Origin of the sequence: Brevibacillus brevis (assembly GCF_001039275.2) — a bacterium.
GTDB classification, from domain to species: Bacteria; Bacillota; Bacilli; order Brevibacillales; family Brevibacillaceae; genus Brevibacillus; species Brevibacillus brevis_C.
On the sequence record NZ_CP030117.1, the window covers coordinates 4,975,504 to 4,993,155 of the forward strand.

General features: G+C 49.0%; 14 protein-coding genes. 5 read left to right on the forward strand and 9 right to left on the reverse strand.

All coding sequences use genetic code 11. The features are described from left to right. The first annotated feature begins 91 nt into the window (after positions 1-91). Positions 92-1,048, forward strand: a complete 957-nt coding sequence (locus tag AB432_RS24035) for a helix-turn-helix transcriptional regulator (protein WP_048034428.1) — start codon at positions 92-94, stop codon at positions 1,046-1,048. Here AB432_RS24035 and AB432_RS24040 read toward each other — a convergent pair. The 3 genes from AB432_RS24040 to AB432_RS24050 all read right to left on the reverse strand — a co-directional run bounded on the left by AB432_RS24040 (position 1,017) and on the right by AB432_RS24050 (position 4,163). Further along, positions 1,017-2,210 carry an MFS transporter gene (locus AB432_RS24040; protein ID WP_048034429.1) on the reverse strand — a complete coding sequence of 398 codons (1,194 nt, stop codon included), beginning with the start codon at positions 2,208-2,210 and terminating at the stop codon, positions 1,017-1,019. The two genes, AB432_RS24035 and AB432_RS24040, sit on opposite strands and share 32 nt — an antisense overlap. Before the next feature lie 206 nt (positions 2,211-2,416). Further along, positions 2,417-3,196 carry a helix-turn-helix domain-containing protein gene (locus AB432_RS24045; RefSeq protein ID WP_048034430.1) on the reverse strand — a complete coding sequence of 260 codons (780 nt, stop codon included), beginning with the start codon at positions 3,194-3,196 and terminating at the stop codon, positions 2,417-2,419. 106 nt (positions 3,197-3,302) lie between these two features. After that, positions 3,303-4,163, reverse strand: coding sequence for a LysR family transcriptional regulator (locus tag AB432_RS24050; RefSeq protein ID WP_048034431.1), 861 nt, complete (start codon positions 4,161-4,163; stop codon positions 3,303-3,305). Positions 4,164-4,300: 137 nt separating this feature from the next. On the opposite strand from AB432_RS24050, the gene AB432_RS24055 reads away from it, so the two are divergent. Continuing rightward, the gene (locus AB432_RS24055; protein ID WP_048034432.1) at positions 4,301-5,272 is read left to right on the forward strand and encodes a DMT family transporter; all 972 of its coding nucleotides are present in this window, start codon (positions 4,301-4,303) and stop codon (positions 5,270-5,272) included. Between the two features lie 95 nt (positions 5,273-5,367). On the opposite strand, the gene AB432_RS24060 is transcribed toward AB432_RS24055, so the two are convergent. The 3 genes from AB432_RS24060 to AB432_RS24070 all read right to left on the reverse strand — a co-directional run bounded on the left by AB432_RS24060 (position 5,368) and on the right by AB432_RS24070 (position 10,056). Further along, complete coding sequence (locus AB432_RS24060) at positions 5,368-6,258, reverse strand: GNAT family N-acetyltransferase (protein ID WP_048034433.1); 891 nt, start codon at positions 6,256-6,258, stop codon at positions 5,368-5,370. A gap of 32 nt (positions 6,259-6,290) precedes the next feature. After that, the gene (locus AB432_RS24065) at positions 6,291-8,957 is read right to left on the reverse strand and encodes a toxin Cry1Ac domain D-VI-related protein (RefSeq protein WP_048034434.1); all 2,667 of its coding nucleotides are present in this window, start codon (positions 8,955-8,957) and stop codon (positions 6,291-6,293) included. Between the two features lie 109 nt (positions 8,958-9,066). Further along, entirely contained in the window at positions 9,067-10,056 is a 990-nt protein-coding gene (locus AB432_RS24070; RefSeq protein ID WP_048034435.1) for a lipoate--protein ligase, read from the reverse strand. A gap of 238 nt (positions 10,057-10,294) precedes the next feature. On the opposite strand from AB432_RS24070, the gene AB432_RS24075 reads away from it, so the two are divergent. Beyond that, positions 10,295-12,052, forward strand: a complete 1,758-nt coding sequence (locus tag AB432_RS24075) for a methyl-accepting chemotaxis protein (protein WP_048034436.1) — start codon at positions 10,295-10,297, stop codon at positions 12,050-12,052. Between the two features lie 89 nt (positions 12,053-12,141). Here AB432_RS24075 and AB432_RS24080 read toward each other — a convergent pair whose 3' ends face one another. Together AB432_RS24080 and AB432_RS24085 are read right to left on the reverse strand one after the other, a co-directional pair. Continuing rightward, complete coding sequence (locus AB432_RS24080) at positions 12,142-13,905, reverse strand: sensor histidine kinase (RefSeq protein WP_048034437.1); 1,764 nt, start codon at positions 13,903-13,905, stop codon at positions 12,142-12,144. Next, the gene (locus AB432_RS24085; RefSeq protein ID WP_048034438.1) at positions 13,895-14,620 is read right to left on the reverse strand and encodes a response regulator transcription factor; all 726 of its coding nucleotides are present in this window, start codon (positions 14,618-14,620) and stop codon (positions 13,895-13,897) included. Before AB432_RS24085 ends, AB432_RS24080 begins: the two co-directional genes overlap by 11 nt. A 199-nt stretch (positions 14,621-14,819) precedes the next feature. Between AB432_RS24085 and AB432_RS24090 the strand changes: the two genes are divergently transcribed. After that, positions 14,820-15,809 carry a M23 family metallopeptidase gene (locus AB432_RS24090; protein WP_048034439.1) on the forward strand — a complete coding sequence of 330 codons (990 nt, stop codon included), beginning with the start codon at positions 14,820-14,822 and terminating at the stop codon, positions 15,807-15,809. Between the two features lie 227 nt (positions 15,810-16,036). Next, on the forward strand, positions 16,037-16,744 hold the full coding sequence (locus tag AB432_RS24095) for an ArsR/SmtB family transcription factor (RefSeq protein WP_048034440.1): 708 nt from the start codon (positions 16,037-16,039) through the stop codon (positions 16,742-16,744). Here AB432_RS24095 and AB432_RS24100 read toward each other — a convergent pair whose 3' ends face one another. Then, on the reverse strand, positions 16,745-17,632 hold the full coding sequence (locus AB432_RS24100; RefSeq protein ID WP_048034441.1) for a DMT family transporter: 888 nt from the start codon (positions 17,630-17,632) through the stop codon (positions 16,745-16,747). Positions 17,633-17,652 lie beyond the last annotated feature (20 nt).

Here is a 17,652-nt window from a genome sequence, read left to right on the forward strand (position 1 = left end):
TCAAGAATAACGAAGTAAATATGACAACCGCTGTCATATTCGTTACGATACAATCAAAGTAATGTTGTATTTACTTCTAGGAGGGCTTTTTATGCGGGCAGATCGACTTCTTACGATCTTATTGCTCTTGCAAAACCACGGTCGCATGACTTCCAAGCAATTAGCAGAAAGGCTGGAGGTATCAGAGCGAACCGTTCATCGTGATATGGAAGCCTTGAGTGCGTCAGGCGTTCCCGTCTATGCCCTGCGCGGTGCAGATGGGGGCTGGGCTTTGGCAGAAGGGTATCGCAGTAATTTGACTGGAATGAAAATAGATGAGCTGCAATCACTGCTCGTAGCGTCCCCTGCTGCCTTGTTGAATGATCTCGGACTGCATGAAAACTATGAAGCTGCTTTTCTCAAGCTGCTGTCCGCGCTGCCAAAAACCGTTCAGCAGGACGCCATCCACGTACGCCAGCTCCTTCATATCGATGGGGCTGGCTGGCATGAATCTACGGAGACGTTTCCGTTCTTGTCTACAGTTCAAGATGCCGTATGGCTTTCCCGCAAGCTGTTCATTCGTTACATGCGCGAGGATGTGCCCGTAGAGCGCATTGTCTGCCCGCTCGGACTCGTCGCCAAGCGCAGCATCTGGTATTTGGTCGCGCAAGTGGACGAGGACATGCGGACGTACCGGATTTCACGACTGTTGGATGCACGGCTGTTAGATGATGGCTTCCTCCGTCCAAGTGATTTCGACCTCGCTTCCTATTGGGAACAATCCACCTTGGACTTCAAGTCCAGTCTCCCGCGATATCCTGCGCGGTTGCTCGTCAAAAAAGAGACTCTGCCTGCTGTAAAACAGGAGCGTTATATAAAAATAGCTTCCACCCAAGCCGCAACAGACGACTGGATGGAAGCAGAGGTTGAATTTCATACACTTGCGTCAGCATGCTCGCTAGTGCTCAGCTTTGGCCCGCACATTCAAGTGTTGGAGCCGCAAGAGCTGAAACGTGAGGTCGCAGAGCAAGCTCGGGCTATACTTCGCCTGTACGAGGTCCAGAATTAGCAAGCACCTTCGTTTCTCGTCCGCACATGAGCAGGACAATTGCTCCCACGATCAGCACTGCGGTAAATACACTAAAAATGAACGTGTAGCTGTAATGATGCGACGAGTAGTAACCGACGAGATACGGCGCGATAATACTGCCGATTCTTCCGACACCAGATGCCATACCAGAACCGGTAGCGCGCAGTGGTGTCGGATAATTTTCCGGCGTGTACGCGTACAAAGCACCCCAGGCCCCCAGATTGAAGAAGGACAAGAAGGCTCCCGTCACCAACAGCTCCACAGTGCCACTGCTTTGTCCAAAAGCGAAAGCCATCACGCCAGTCATGAACAAGAAGGTCGCCAGTGTCCCTTTCCGTCCCCATTTTTCCACGAGATAGGCTGCCGCGAAATAGCCTGGCAGTTGGGCCAACGTCATGATCAGTACGTACTGGAAGCTTTTGATCATCGTAAAGCCTTTATCGACCAAAACAGATGGCATCCATAAAAACATGCCGTAGTACGAGAACGCAATTGCAAACCAGACGACCCACAGCGTAACCGTCTCTTTGCGATGAGACGTCAACAGCTTTCCAACTGGAATCTTCTCAGCCCGCTTTTGAAACTGCGGAGATTCAGGAATGCTCCTCCGAGCAAACCAGGCATACACGACGGGCAACGCCCCGATCATGACAGCCACGCGCCAGCCGTAGTCCGGAATGATGAAATACGCTATGACGGCTGCCGCGATCCAACCGACCGCCCAAAAGCTCTCCAACAGCACAACCGTACTTCCTCGCTTCTCCGGTGGCGCAAACTCATTTACCAGCGTCGAGGCTACCGGCAGCTCTGCACCCAAGCCGAGTCCCATCAGGAAGCGGAACAGCAGCATGCTCGCAAAACCAGTTGCGAAAGCGCTCGCAAAGCTCGCCAAGCCAAACAAGACCAAGGTCAGCAAAAACACTGGCTTGCGGCCAATTCGGTCAGCCAAATAGCCACCTGCAATCGCCCCAATTGCCATGCCGACGAGATTGCCCGTCCCGAGCAACCCGGCCTCTTCCCCTGTCAAACCCCATTCCTGTCGTAATGCCACCATAATAAAAGATAAAAGTGCAACATCCATAGCATCGAACATCCAGCCAAAACCGGCTGCCCAAAAAACTTTTTTGTAAGGCTTTGACATTCTCGTTCCCTGCTTTCCTTTCTTTTGCGCATGATATTCGCGCCTAGTTATCATTTCGCTTTTTCACCCAATATCCTGCTCGCGGAAAAAAGTTCGACTATTGTGATAGTAGTCTTTCCCAAGAAGTTCCATTCTAACCAGTCCATGGCGAAAAGGCAGTCCGCTGATTCGTAGAACTGCCATTTTGAAACAAAGGATGATTGATCTTATTGAGGAAGCCGCTGAATGAATCTGTTCATGAGCAAAGAAAGAGAAATCAAGATGGGAGGGTCGTCCGGATGTGGCACATGAAGAGTAACTTGCTGATGAGGGACGATCGCAGTTGATGTGACAATGATTGGTTTCTTGGAACGTGTGCGCAATGTCTCGTACGGCAAGAGAAAATCCATCGCCTGCATACCCCAGGCAACAGACGTCGCCATCAAGTAATACGTGCCCGGTTTGACATTGGTAAAACAAAAATTGCCTAGCGAGGGCAGCAATGTTCCGTATAAAGGAAGACCTTCTGGAATCGGCTTGGCAAACAATCCAATCAAAATGACGCCTTGAAATGGCTCTGTGGACTCGATTGTTCCTGCAATGGTCATCGGCCGCTCCGGGGACGGATGTAACCGACTCCACTCTGTCAACTGCTGCAAGGAACGGAGACGGTCTTCCGCTAGCTGGGCCGTTTCTCGAAATTCGCTAGGCGATACCCCTACACGCTCCGTAAAACGGGTAGAGAACGTGCCCAGGCTCTGCTGGCCAATTTCCAGACCAATGTCGCGAACACTCATGTTCGTGCGCAGCAGTAAATCCTTTGCCCGTTGGAGTCGCATGGTCGATACGTAATAAAGAGGCGGGAGACCGATTCTTTCCTTAAAAATCCGCGCAAAATGATACTGGCTATACGCAACATGATTCGCCAACCGGGAAAGTGGCAAAGGCTCGTCTAAATGCCGATGTATATAAGCGATCACTTCGTCAATTTCGGTATACCTGTCCATCAATCGAGCTGCCCCTCCCTCTTCTTCACAACCAAATACAGAACGTTTGTTCTAAAATAAAATTTACCATATTTTTCTGAACGATGGAAGGAGTAATTGGCAACACTTACGCTTTCGTTTTTTGCAAACGGATTTCATTCAGAAACGCTTGCATCGTGTTCGTTACAAATGAATCTTTTCTGCGAATAAAAACGGTTGTCACCTCATGATAAGGCTCCGGGATGCGATGTATATGAACCGTTCCGCTCTCGACCAAGTGATGTACTGCCGACTTCGGCAAAATGGTAATGCCGATCCCCGCTGCTACGCCCCCGATAATGGTCTCAAACGTTCCGAATTCCATCACTTTTTTCGGAATCAAGCCCTCTACCTTCATCCAGGTCTCTAACCGTTCTCGATATCCGCAGCCCTTTTTGTAGAGCAAAAGAGCTTTCCCTGTGATATCACTGGCAGTGAAGGAACTGTTTTTCGTTACTAACACCAGTTCCTCTTGAAACACTTGCTCCTGCTCGATCAAAGGATGGTTGATCGGTCCACTCACGAACGCTCCATCCAGCGCGAGATCCAATACTTTTTGCAGCAAATTCTCTGTCACACCTGCCTTGAGAGAGATATCCACATGCGGATACTGGCTGCAATACGAGGATAGCAACCTCGGAAGGGCATTGATCGTCTCGACCATCCCAACCTCCAGCACCCCGGACGGCTCGGAAGCCCGATGAAAGTACTTTTGCATTTCCTCGAATTTGTTGATGATCTCTCGCGAATATTCGAGCAGGCGCTTCCCTTCTGTATTTAAGGTCATGCCTCGCTTGTTGCGATAAAACAAAGGTGTTCCCAGCTCTTTTTCCAGCAGCTTGATCCGTGCCGTCACATTCGACTGAACGTAGCTCAGCTCGGCTGCGGTCTTGCTCACACTGCCCAATGTGGCGACCATCTGGAATATTTTCAAATCATTGATCTCCACGTTTCTCTCCCTCTTTTCATCTATCACTGAAAATGATACATAAAGTTATTATCAATCATTATACTAACATATTTCCATCCAGTATGATGTGGTAAGTCAACTTTGTCAGCTTCAGATTGAAAGGGAGAAATCGCATAATGAACAAGCAACTACTTTTGGGGTCTATTTTCTGCATGGTGGCCAGTATGTCATGGGGGGCGATGTTTCCAGTTGCGCACATCGCGCTGCAAGAGATCGATCCATTTTACTTCTCATTTCTTCGCTATTTTTTCGTAACCATTATTTTGTGCGGTTTGCTCTGGGCAAAAGAAGGCTTATCTGCTTTTCGTTTTGAAGGGCGCGGGAAGTCTCTGCTGTTTTTTGGAACAATGGCGTTTACCGTCTACAATATGGGAGTATTTCTCGGGCAGGATTTGATGGGAGAGCCAGGCACGATTGCAGCTTCCATTATGGAAGTGCTCATGCCGATGATCTCGATTGTAATTTTGTCCATTACCACTAGAAAGCTGCCGCCGTACTATACGTTGGCGACGATTTTGGTAGCTTTGGTCGGAGCTGTCCTTGTTATTACCAATGGCAATCTTACCTTCTTTACTACAGCAAGTGAGCATTTGATTCCGTTGTTCTTTATTTTCATCGGTGTCGTGGGTTGGGTTGTCTACTCGATCGGCGGCGGGCGTTTTCACACGTGGTCTATACTTCGCTACTCCACGTTGACGTGTCTCTTGGGAACAGGCGTGAATTTCGTCTTTGTCACGACTTCCTCACTCTTTCAATGGCTTCCGGTTCCTACTGTCGAGACTGTGATGTCCATCAAGTACGAAATGGCCTTCATGGTTCTTTTACCCGGCTTTGTAGCTCTTCTGAGCTGGAATGCAGGCATCAAGCTGCTCACTCCGCTCAACGGCATTTTGTTTATCAACCTGGTTCCGATCACGACCTTTGCCATGATGGCGTTTCAAGGTTATGAGATCAGCCGTTACGAATTGTGCGGCACCTTGCTCGTGATCCTTGCCCTGATCGGGAACAACCACTTCCAAAGAAAGCAACTACAATACCGTTCCGTCACAAAGCAACAACCGAGCGGAAGAAAAGTCCCGTCCATGTAGTCTAAAAAAAGAAGGATAGAAATTCAGGAAGCCCTGAATCTCTATCCTTTTTTCTATCATGGTCGCCGCTACCCTTGCGTGACAAGCATACATTTTTAACAGAAGTGATCCGAATATTGTCCAACTAGTACCTTCGTCGTTTCAATCCAGAGCTTCCGATGCAAAATCGTCGGACCCAATCTTCTTTCCATAAACCGCAACATTGGCTCGTTGTCATGCTCGACAAAGCACATACCAAAGGGAAACGCTGGTTGGGCATGCGCAATGGTTTTCATCAACAGCGTAATTCCTCTTGCCTGCTTCTGATACTTTTCCTGGACAAACATCGTTTTGTACAAAAGCAGATTACCGGCCATTCGCTGTACGATCACCCAGCCAATGACTTTCCCCTGATAGCGCAAGCCTGTACTGTAATCGGGATCGAATTTTCCTTCTTCAAAAAACGGAGACAACAGTGACGTGTACCATTGCCCTTCTCCCTGTTCAATGTCCAGTCGCTCTGCTGGTGTCAGGTCTTTCCATGGAAAGAGGGTAAAACCTTCGGGGAGCGCCAGCCTCTCCACCCACTGACATTCCCCCAACCGCATCGTGCCCAGTGTGTACATATAGGTTTTTACCTTTGGCAACTGCCAGCCTTCCCTGATCGCAATTTTGGAGAGCCATGAAAAATCTTGTGCTTTGATGAAGCCAGCGAACTGCCCATCGCTGATGCCTTGCTCTCTCATTTTTTGCTCAGCGTACCACAGCAGCTTCATGCCCATTCCCCGCCGTTGATGCCCCTCTGCTACCACAAGCTCGATGATCTTGGCCTGTCCTTCGTTTACAGCGGATCGCCCCAACACGATGCCCGCAGGCTGATTATTGTTAGAAGCCCCGAATCCCCAAACAGATGAGCTGTTGATCTGATCTAGCAACTCCAGGTGTTTGGGATGCACCAACGATTTATACGCCCGTGCAGTGCTGGCAGTCAGTTCCTCTAGTTGCAATGTTCGTACCTCCTCGATGGACTTTGGCTTACTCATTGCTTGGGCTTTACAGGTGCTGTTGCTGTCCCTTGTATCAGATTCCCGGCCTTATCCCTCATGAAGCCTGGTTCAAAGGAAACCTTGCTCTGTTCCGTGATGAGAGACCCGAACGTGTTGTAGAACGTATCCTGGAACGTTACGCGAATGGTGTTTCCTGACACCTGGAATTTGGCATACGCCGTTACCTCTCTCTTGTCGTCAAATTTCCCGGAAGGTGAGAATAACAACCGTAAATTGGGATTTGGGTCATTACGAAGTGGTTCTGACGCCGACAATGTATAGGATGTTCCCTCTTCGGTGACATCTGGAGACAATTGTGGGTAGGTAGCGTCAAAGCCGACACCAATCTCCTCTGTATCCAGCAAATCTGCACCCCGATACAGCTTGAACACTGCATAAGAGTTGTCATCTTCTGTTACCGTTGGTTTAGCCTTGATCGTCACTCCATAATCTCCATGGGTCATTTCCAGCAAAGACTCGTCGACCTCGACCGTGACGTACTCCTTTTCATTGAGTACAAAACGATCCAACTGGTTGTCGTATTTGTACGAGAGAGGCTGGTTTTTTACAGATACCTCAAGATATTCGCTCAATACCCTTTTGTCCATTGCTGGCTCCCATTTGTCGGCAATCGTAACTTGACGGGAATGGGTCGGAGCAATCGGCAGCTCGATCTCGGCATCAGGCAAACGATCTATGCGTGGGTTGTTGAACAATATTTGAGCTTTTGCTACATAGGACATCCAGTGTGTTTTTTCTGGACTTTCACTTAGAAGCTCGACCTTGGAATAAGCCGCATTGATCATTTCCAAAGTGACCTTGGGCCTCAGTTCGATCATGTCATTCGTTGTATAAAGCCCCTCGACCGCTTGTTGAGCTTCATTCAGCAGATTTTTTCCGTTATCCAATAGCTCCTGTGCCTTTTGGATGTCTGCTAGCAGCAATACCTTTGTCTCCGAGCCATCTTTTAGTTTCTCCACTTTCGCCTTCGCTGCATCGATAGTGCTCTGTGTCACTTCCGATTTTAGCGCTGTCTGGTTTTCATCAGCGAACAGGTCACGAACGGCTCTTTTTGCTCCGACTAGGAGCATGTCGTCATACTGCTCCTGTGCCTTACCAATAAGAGCAAGCAGACCTGGCTTTTCCGACACGCGATCGTCCAGCTTCTCCACCAGCGTTTTGGCAGCATCAATGGTTTCTTGGGTAACATCAGGCTTCAAATCAGTCATATCCGGGTTCGTAAAAAGTCCCTCGACAGCCTGTTTCGCTTCCTCCAGCAGATTTTTTCCGTTATCCAAGAGTGTTTGAGCTTTCCCGATATCGGCAAGCAGACCTGGCTTTTCCGAGACACGATTGTCCAGACCCTCGACCAGCTTCTTCGCATCATCAATCTGTTTCTGGGTCGTTCCTGCCCGCAGTTCTTCTTTCTTCCCATCCGTAAACAGCTCTTCGACTGCTCTCTTCGCTTTTAACAGAGCCGGGATCGGCGGGGGATCGATTGGGGACGGAATCACAATGACAGGGTCTTTGAAACGGATGGAAAAACTGTCACTCGTGACATCTTTCTGTGCGCGCTTGATGTTTCGCTTGTCGATCGTGAAGCTGACCTCTTTTACAGTGTCTGCGACTGAATGCTTTCTGGCCTGTCCTGTAAACAAAATAGTGAGCTCGTCATCACTCTCTTGGTTGACCTCAATATCAAGCCCATCAGGCAGATGATGTACCTCGATATCATCGGCAGACAGTTCGCCAAGGAACTTGCCGTTAGACAGCTTAAGCGTTTGTTTTGCCGTGATGCTGCCATCATTTGCTCCTGCCTCTTCTATCACCGCCTCACTGACAGAAAGCGCGGGCAAATCAGGCAGCTCGGCTCCATCTATGGCTATCTCAAAGACGGCTTCCGCATCGTCCATTTTTGCCGTAATTTCTACTAAACCTTCTTTCTTGGCTGTTACCTTGCCCTCAAAGTTGACGAAGGCAATTCGTCTATTGCTAGAGCTCCAGATCAACTCCCGTCCTGTGACGATGCGGTCATGCTCATCCCAAGCAACCGCGACCAGTGTCATTGTCTTGTCCGTTTTATCTTCCGTTGATAACTCTGCATCTTTTGCCATCGCTACCAGCTCGATTCGCTCTGCTTTTGTCCCTTTCTCAGCGATCACGAATGGCTCAAATTCCTCTTCCTCACCGTCATACTGCAAGCGCAGGGAAACCGTCTGTTCTTTTTTGGCTGCACGAAACGGTGAAAAACTGAGCAAAACAAGCTGCTCTTCCTCTAGCCAGACAAAGCTTTTGATTTTAATCCTTGTGGGCTTTTGATCATCTATAGCGGCCGTCAAACGGAAATCCTTTACAGCAGGTGTCTTGTCTGGAGCAGTCTCCAGTCGATAAGCAATAAAACCGTTAGTCGCTGTATGCCCCTCTGACTCTAGCAAGGACTCCCATGACTGGTTCTCTTCCTCTACGACTTCCTCTGATGCCTCTCGTACTTCCTCGTCTGTTTGGTCTTCAGCTACTGACGTACTGGCTGTCCCGATTGTCTGGATTTCTTTAATCGGATAGGACACGGCTGCATAGGCATTGCCGACAAAAGAAAGCAAAAAACCAGTGGAAACAACGGCAGTTAAGATTGTTTTGGCTTTCGGCTGCTGTTTACCCATATGTAAATACCCCCTCTTTTTCTTCTGTATGACAAAACAATGCAAACTAATGCTATCAGAGGAGGAAATGAAAAAAACCTAACAAAAGTTAGGTTTTTGACGTACTTTTTTAAACGAGTAGCAGATCGACAAAAGAAGCTTGATCCAGCTTTCCGAAAAACTCCTGAAGATTGATATCAGCCAGTCGCTCACTAATAGAGGAGCGATCGTACGGCGTATCTCGCAGCACTGCTTCCAACTCTGCTACATCGCGTACACCGAAGAAATCCCCGTATATTTTCGCTTCTTTAATCTTGCCTTTTTCAATATCAAGCTGAATCTCCACGGTACCGATATCGAAACGTTTGGATTGACGGTAATTGCTTTTCGGTGATTTGCCGTAGTTCCACTCCCAAGTCTGATAACGGGAACGGGAAAGCTCGTGGATTTTCTCCCAATCCTCGTCAGTCAGCTTGTATTCTTCGATCTCTCCTTCTCCAAAAATTGAATGGAGAACCGTCAGACGGAACTCTTCTATGGTCATCTTATCCACCAAAAACTCCGAAATGTTGGCGACGCGGCTGCGAATGGATTTGATCCCCTTGGACTGGATCTTCTCTGCGTTTACCTTCAGCGCAGACACGACGTTTTCCATCTCCGAATCAAAAAGCAGCGTGCCGTGGCTGAACATACGTCCTTTGGTCGAATACTGCGCATTGCCAGAAATTTTCCGTTCCCCGACCTGTATGTCATTTCGTCCAGTCAGCTCTGCTTCTACCCCTAATGTTTTCAAGGCTTGTACAACGGGAGCCGTGAATTTGCGGAAATTGTGGAAGGACTCGCCGTCATCATTCGTAATAAAGCTGAAGTTGAGATTGCCCAGATCGTGATAAACCGCACCGCCGCCAGACAGTCTGCGAACGACGTGAATGTTATTTTCCTCTACATAGGTCGCATTGATCTCTTCAATTGTGTTTTGGTTTTTCCCGATAATAATAGAAGGTTCATTGATATAAAACAGCAAGTAGTCGTCACTGTTGGGCAAATGCTTTAGAGCATACTCCTCAATCGCCAAATTGATGCGCGGATCTGTAATCCCTTGATTATCGATGAATTTCATTAGATAGCCTCCATCTGTAAGCGTTCTATCTTTCTATCATACCATTTCCTGCTGGTTGTATTGCTTTCGAATCAGCTATGCAGGAAGCCTTTTTTCCTTTTCTAATTTTTTTGTAGATTTTTTGAAAATCCTCTATAAAAACGTTTTCATATTGTCGATAATTGACGTAAGTCTAGGGGCAATCATCTTGGTGTTTTCTTTTCTAGATGAAATACTATGGATCAACGAGGTGTTCTTTATGAAAACAGCCAAGTTCTCCCGTTCAAGATCTCTACGTACGAAGCTCGTCCTGTTATGTCTCCTGCTATTGGCGCTTCCATGCCTTAACATCGGAATTCAGGGCTATTATTCTGCGAGCTACAGCTTGGACGACCTGGGCAGCCGCATCTTAAAAAACAACGTGAACTTGACGATTGAAATGATTGATGTTCTCCAGAAACAGGTCGAAGCTGGGAAAATCAGCAAAGAAGATGCGCAAGAGCAAGTAAAAATTCACATCCTCGGGCCTAAGCAATCAGATGGAACCCGCTCGATTAACAAAAATGTCGATTCCGGTGCTAGTGGATACATGTTCGTTCTGGATGAGAAAGGTGTCATGCTCGCCTCTCCTTCTATTGAGGGAAAGAATCAATGGGATGCAAAAGATCCTGATGGTATCTTTTTTACCCAAGAAATGATTAAGCGTGGTCAGGAAGGTGGCGGCTTTACATACTATCAGTGGTCGAAGCCAACGGAGCCAGATGTTCTCTATCCGAAAATCGCCTACTCCAAGCTAGACCCTCACTGGGGATGGATCGTAAGCGCAAGCAGCTACATGGAAGACTTCAATGCCGCTGCTGAAAGTGTACTGTCTGATTTGCTGATCGTGCTGGGAATCTCCTTGATCGTCGGATTCGTCGTCTCGTGGTATGCCTCCGGGTTCATTTCCAAGCCGATTGCCCTGGTTGCCGAGCGCGTGAAAGAAATTGCCGGTGGTGATCTGTCCGGGAAAGACATCGTCGTAAAAAACCGTGATGAAATCGGACAATTGGTACATGACGTGACCCATATGACAGAGAATCTGCGCCAGCTCATCTCTCGTGTCCGCATCAGCTCTCTGCACGTCGCTTCTACCTCTGAGGAGCTGACGGCGAGTGCAGAACAGACGAGCAAGGCAACCGAGCAAATTGCCGTCACGATGCAAGAGATCGCCATCGGAGCAGAAGATCAGTCCAAAACGATCGATGGAACGGTCAAGACGATCAACGACATGTCCTCGCGTCTGCAACAAATTGCATCCAGTTCCGAACAAGTCTCTCTGACAGTCGATACAGCGAACATGCTGGTCTCAAGCGGCAATGAAGCGATTGGCGGTGCCATCGCTCAAATGAATTCCATCAACACTACTGTTCTCGAGTTGGCAGAATCAATCAAAATGCTTGGTCACCGCTCTTCAGAAATCAGCAACATTGTTGAGGTCATCACATCCATTGCCGAACAAACGAACCTGTTGGCGCTAAACGCTGCGATCGAAGCTGCCCGTGCTGGAGAGCATGGACGTGGATTTGCTGTTGTCGCCAATGAAGTACGTATCTTGGCCGAGCAATCAGCAAAATCTACTCAACAGATTAAAGACCTCATTAGCGCGATTCAGGTCGATACGAACAAAGCCGTATACGTGATGGAGACGACGACATCTGAGGTTTCGGCTGGAATCGAAGTCGTACATGAAGCTAGCAAGGCCTTCCAGGAAATTTTGTCTGGAACGACAGAAGTAGCACGTCAGATTCAGCAAGTTACCACTGCTACTCATCATATGACAAGCGGAGCAGAGCAAGCTGTCCATTCCATTGAAGCGATTGCCACCACTGCGGAGACAACGGCTTTCGGAACACAAAACATTTCGGCTGCCGCTGAACAACAATTAGCCTCTATGGAGGAAATTTCGTCCTCTGCTGCTTCCCTGTCAAAAATGGCGGATGAGCTGCATGAATCGATTCAGCAATTTAAGGTGTAACGACGATCATCTCTCAAATGAAAAAGGCTGCCTTTGCTGGTCATCCCTGACATTGCAAACGCAGTCTTTTCCTTTCCATATCAGCCCATTTAAGCCCGAGGCGGTTGCTCCGCTTCCCACGCAATCGCAATCGTCGTCCCCTGCCCGATAGCTGTTTTCACTTCGATTGAACCACCAAACGCTTCCACTAATGCTTTTGTAATGACCATCCCAAGGCCAGAGCCCTCCGTGCGGGACTCGGTGTCTGTGCCACGATAATACCTCTCGAAAAGTCGTTCCGCTGTTTCTTCATCCATCCCGCTTCCATTGTCGCTAAAAATGAGCACAACTGAAGATGGCTCGACTGCCTGTACACTGATGGACACAATCGTACCGCTCTCGTTGTGAATCAAGGCATTGGCAACCAGATTATCCACGATTCGCTGAAACCATGGCTTGTAGACGAGCATGTAAACAGGTTCGGCAGAGGGGATAAACCGGATGCAGCCTTCCGGGTACAAGGGATGTTTTGCTGCTTCCGTGATGGCTTCCGCTGTGCAACCATTCAGGTCAACGAGTTCGACTGTAGGAGCACCTTGTCCGTTCCTCAATCGATATGTCAGCGCCAAATCGTTGATCAAGTCTTCCATATATGCTGACTTGTCCAAAATAATCTTGGCGAAAGTATGTACCTCTTCTGTCGTCCACGTATACTCAGCATTTCCTAACAGATGCGCGTAGCCTTTGACAGAGGACAGCGGCGTTTTTAGATCATGGGAAACACCGGCGATCCACTCATTTCTCAATTGCTCTGTTTCTTGACGCAGCTTTTCGTTGCGGGAAAGCGTTTGCGACAAGGAATCCATCGAGTCAATCACATCTTGGTAGATACGGTATTTACGCTTTCTCTTCCCTCGGTTGTCTTGGCTGAGCGGAACACCATCCGCATTGGCAGGCTCCTCGTACTTTCCTCCACGCAGAAAGGTCAGCCATCGTAAAACATGAACAATCGGTGCGCCAAATCGCTGTCCGAACAAGTAGGACACAATCCCGAAGACGAACATCGCTGACAAGAGTAACACGCCCATCCCGATGAAAAGGGCCTTACTTTCCGGTGTCAAAAGCGGTTCTTCCCCGGGAGTCGTTCCTGGCAACGGAAAACTGAGCACCCAGGTTTGTCCGCTGTTTTGATCATAATGCGATACGATTGTTGCTCCGTAGCGATCCGGGTATATCGAGCGCAGCGCCAGTTCTTCCACCGAGAAATCCTTGATCGCTTTTGCAGGCTTATTGAAGGAAGCCAGCTCCTCTCCCTTCGGGTCCAGGAGCTGCACCCACCCCGATCTACTCTTCAATTGATTTTGGATGCTTGGAGGAAGCACGATCTCGTTATTTTTAAAATCAGCCTCCTTCATCGCCTGCTGCAAAAAGTCGTCATCGCGGTTCGTCATCCCATACAGCAAGGTGTGTACCACGCCGTCTTTTTCCTGTATCCATAGCGATAGCTGATACGGAAACGGGCTTTTTCGGAGCCAAAAAGCCGTTAATTGACCAGGACCATAGTAGCTGGGTACGTCAGGCGGGGTAAAGAAAGAGTCGGTGACATAACCCTTTTCATCAATCCGCTGAAGCCACCCTCCGCTATCCCGCACCTTCTCCAGCAGCGTCGGGTCAAAACGGACATCCTCTCCCTCTACTTCAATGGTCTGGATCAGCCTCTGCAAGCCGACACTCTCAAATTGACGGGAGGACTGTACTTTTGACATTTCTTCCAGTGTCCAATATAACGTAAACCCGGCTAGCACAAAGAGAATGAGGCCAACCAGCACCAGCCACATGATGAGATGGAGCGCGATTCTACTCTTAATATTCATTAGGAAGGCCCTTTTTCACCATTTTGTACCCGAGTCCCCTGACGTTCACCAAAAACTCCGGCTGCGCTGGATCGGGCTCGATGCGCTCCCGAATCCGGTGGATATGTACCATGATGGTGTTGTCGTCACGTAAGCTATTCACGCCCCATACTCGTTCGTACAGCTCGCTTTTCGAAAATATCCGATTCGGATTTTTGCACAAAAATAGCAACAGTTGGAAAACAAGGGATGGACAAGGAATGACTTTCCCCTCCACACAGAGCTCCCCTGCTGCTTCATAGACTTGAAAACGACCAAAATCATAGACACCTTGAACGGGTGCTGTCGGTACGACCGGGTTCGGTTTGCGCGTACGGCGAAGCAATGCCTTGATGCGTGCGACAATTTCCATCGGATTAAACGGCTTCGTCACGTAATCATCTCCGCCAACGGCAAATCCGGTCAGCTTGTCAAAATCGGTATCTCTTGCACTCAAGAACAAAATCGGCGCATCCGTCAGACGGCGGATGAATGGGCAAGCCTCTATGCCGCTCATGTTCGGAAGCGTTACGTCCAGGACGATCAGGTCATAGCTTTTTCGCTCGCAAGCACAAAGCGCCTCCTCGGACGTTTTCACCTTGTCGATCGAGTGGAATCCTTCTTTGTGCAGTACGGTCTCAAGCAATTGGAGGATGGCTTGCTCATCGTCCACGAGAAGGATAGCTGCATCTTTCACGATCACTTCGCTCCTTTTGCGCTTTTGCGTTATCCTCCATTTTATCATGCGTAGTGCCAGCGCGCGTCCGTAACAACCTTAACGGAATCATAATTTTGCGTATGTTCGAATTAAGCATCCTGTAAGCCAGCGTTTCGCGTCCGATAAGAGTCGCTTTCTATAATAGAGCTAGCGCTTAGAACAAGATAGGAGTGGCGACATGAAAAAAGTTTGGATTTCACTCGGCGTAGGAGCAATTCTTTTGACAGGATGTGCTGCGCAATCAGAAGCAACCGCAATCCCCTCTACTACTGAATCCCCCACGATGAAAGGTGAAGGTGCAAAGACGATGACGGTTAAAGCGGAATCTTTTGTGCAAGCGCTCCTTAACGGAAAAATAGAGGATGTATATGAGCAAACAAGCTCGTCATTCAAACAGCAGGTTTCAAAAGCACAGTTTGTAGAAGGGTATACTGCTTTTAGCTCGGGGTTGAAGTCGTGGAATCACTATTCCCGCACGTCCGTAAATGGCAGCGATTATGACACCTGGGTGGATCAGGACGCCAAACGGGGCCTCGTCCTTACGACGGATGAAAAAGGCAGCATTACGGGCGTTTTATTAAAGCCGCTGCAAAGCTACCCTGACACCGACAATGCTTTGACAAAGCTGGCGTACAGCGCACCGTTTACAGGTGAGTGGTATGTGTTCTGGGGAGGTCAGAATGTCCTTTCGAACTATCATTACGAGGTAGAGAGCCAACGCTATGCATACGATCTGATTCAGGTTAAAGACGGATTATCCTACAAGGGGGACCCTGCGAAAAACGAGAGCTACTTCGCATTCGGGCAAGAAATACTCGCACCACAGGCAGGAACCGTCGTACATGTCGTCAATGATCTCAAGGATAATGTCCCTGTCGGAGCGATGAACGCACAGCAACCCGCTGGCAACGTCGTCATCCTCGATCATGGCCATGGAGAATTCAGCTACTTCGCCCATCTGAAGGAAGGCTCCGCCAAGGTAAAGGTTGGCGATCGTGTGAAGAAAGGGGATTTGCTTGGGCTATGCGGCAACTCTGGCAATTCCAGCGAGCCTCATCTGCATTATCAGGTCTCTGACGGCAAAGATTTGTTCAATAGCAAATCCATTCGTGTGCAGTGGGAGAACGGATTGAATCCGCGTCAGGGTGACAGCATTCCTGCACAATAAATCGTATAGCTGTTAAACAGCGGCAGTACATCCTTTTGTCTTGTATCCAAAGAGATGGACTGCTGCATTTGCTCACGAATCCATTGGATCACCTGCTCATTATGTACTAGTTCATGTTTGGATACATTTTACAACAGGTGTTTGCGAACATCTCTAGTTTTTTTAGCTGTAAGATTCTGCTAGAGTCATTAATAGAAGAAAAAATAATGGAGGAGGTCCGCTGTCTGATGAGTACCAGCCCGAATATTATAGAGGTCGCGTCCCTCATAGGAGAACCATCCCGCGTCTCCATCCTGGTCAGCCTGATGAACGGCAAGGCACTCCCCGCCAGTGAACTCGCACGAACCGCAAAAGTCACCCCCCAAACGGCAAGCACGCATTTGGCAAAGCTGGTGGAAGGCGGCCTCTTGGTCAGCGAGTCACACGGTCGACACCGCTACTATCGACTAGCCAGCCCTGATGTCGCCCATGCCCTGGAATCGTTAATGACGATCGCTGCACCTAAGCCTGTTCGTTCCTTGCGCGAGTCCGACCAATTGCGAGCCATCCGCTATGCTCGCACCTGCTACGACCATCTCGCAGGCGAATTGGGGGTTGCCCTGACGCAGAAAATGCTGGAACTACAGTTGATTGAAGCCACCGAACAAGACTACGTGCTCAGCGAAGCGGGAAAAGCCAAGCTGCAATCACTCGGCGTAGACCTTGTGGCCAAGCCGAAGAGCAGACGTCGCTTTGCCCGTCCGTGTTTGGATTGGAGCGAGCGTCGCCACCACTTGGCAGGCAGCCTCGGGGCCTCACTCACCAACCGATTTTTTGAGCTTGGCTGGATCGAGCGAGTGCCAGGAGGGAGAGCAGTCCGTGTCACGCCGTTAGGCATCTCTGGATTTATGACCGAGTTCGGACTGCATGTAGATGAATGCAAAAAGCACAGCTAGCTACTCAGCCAGCCGTGCTTTTTCACTTACTTGCCTTCGCGGAACAAACGTCCAATTCACCAGGAAAATCCCTGCGAAAATCAACAATCCTCCCACATACACCTGCCAGTGCACTACCTCACCCAGCAACATCCAACCTGACAAAACACCGAAGAACGGAGCGAGGAACAAAAAAGCACTCGTCCTGCCCGGATCTCCGTGATTCAGCAAGTAAAACCACGTCGCAAACTGCACAATGGAAGCCATGATCGCGAGCCAGAGGACGACGAACACAGCGGCCGGTGTCACAATCAGCTTCGGCGTTTCCAGCGTGAACCCCATCACGAGAAGAAGAACTCCTCCGAACAGCATCTGATAGGCTGTCATCACCCACACATTGAAGCGGACTCCCCACTTTTTCACGAGAATCGTGGCCATTGACCACGCAAGGGCGGACCCGATACCAAACAGCGTCCCCGTCTCCCATTGCAAATGGAAGCCAAGCGTGATGAACACCCCAACCAGTCCAATCAGAACTCCCATCCATTGCGTCAGCCGATAGGATATTCCTAGAAACAACGTTCCCCATATGACCACGAGCAGTGGATTCATAAATGTCAGGATCGAGGATTCACCCGCTGTGATCGTACGCAGACTCAAAAAGATACATCCCATGACGGCAGCCGTCTGCAAAAATCCGATCAAACACAGCTTCCCCCAGTCACCCGCCGACTTCGGGAGCGGCTTTTTCCATACCCACGCGCCCATGATCAGTCCTGCCAACGTAAAGCGCAGCCCTACCAGCAGCAATGGTGAAAAATAGGCCAATCCAATCTTTCCTACCGCAAAAGACGAGCCCATCAATGATGTTGTCACGACGACAAGTATCCCGAACAAAATTTTATTCATGGCGTTGTTCCCCCGTTTCA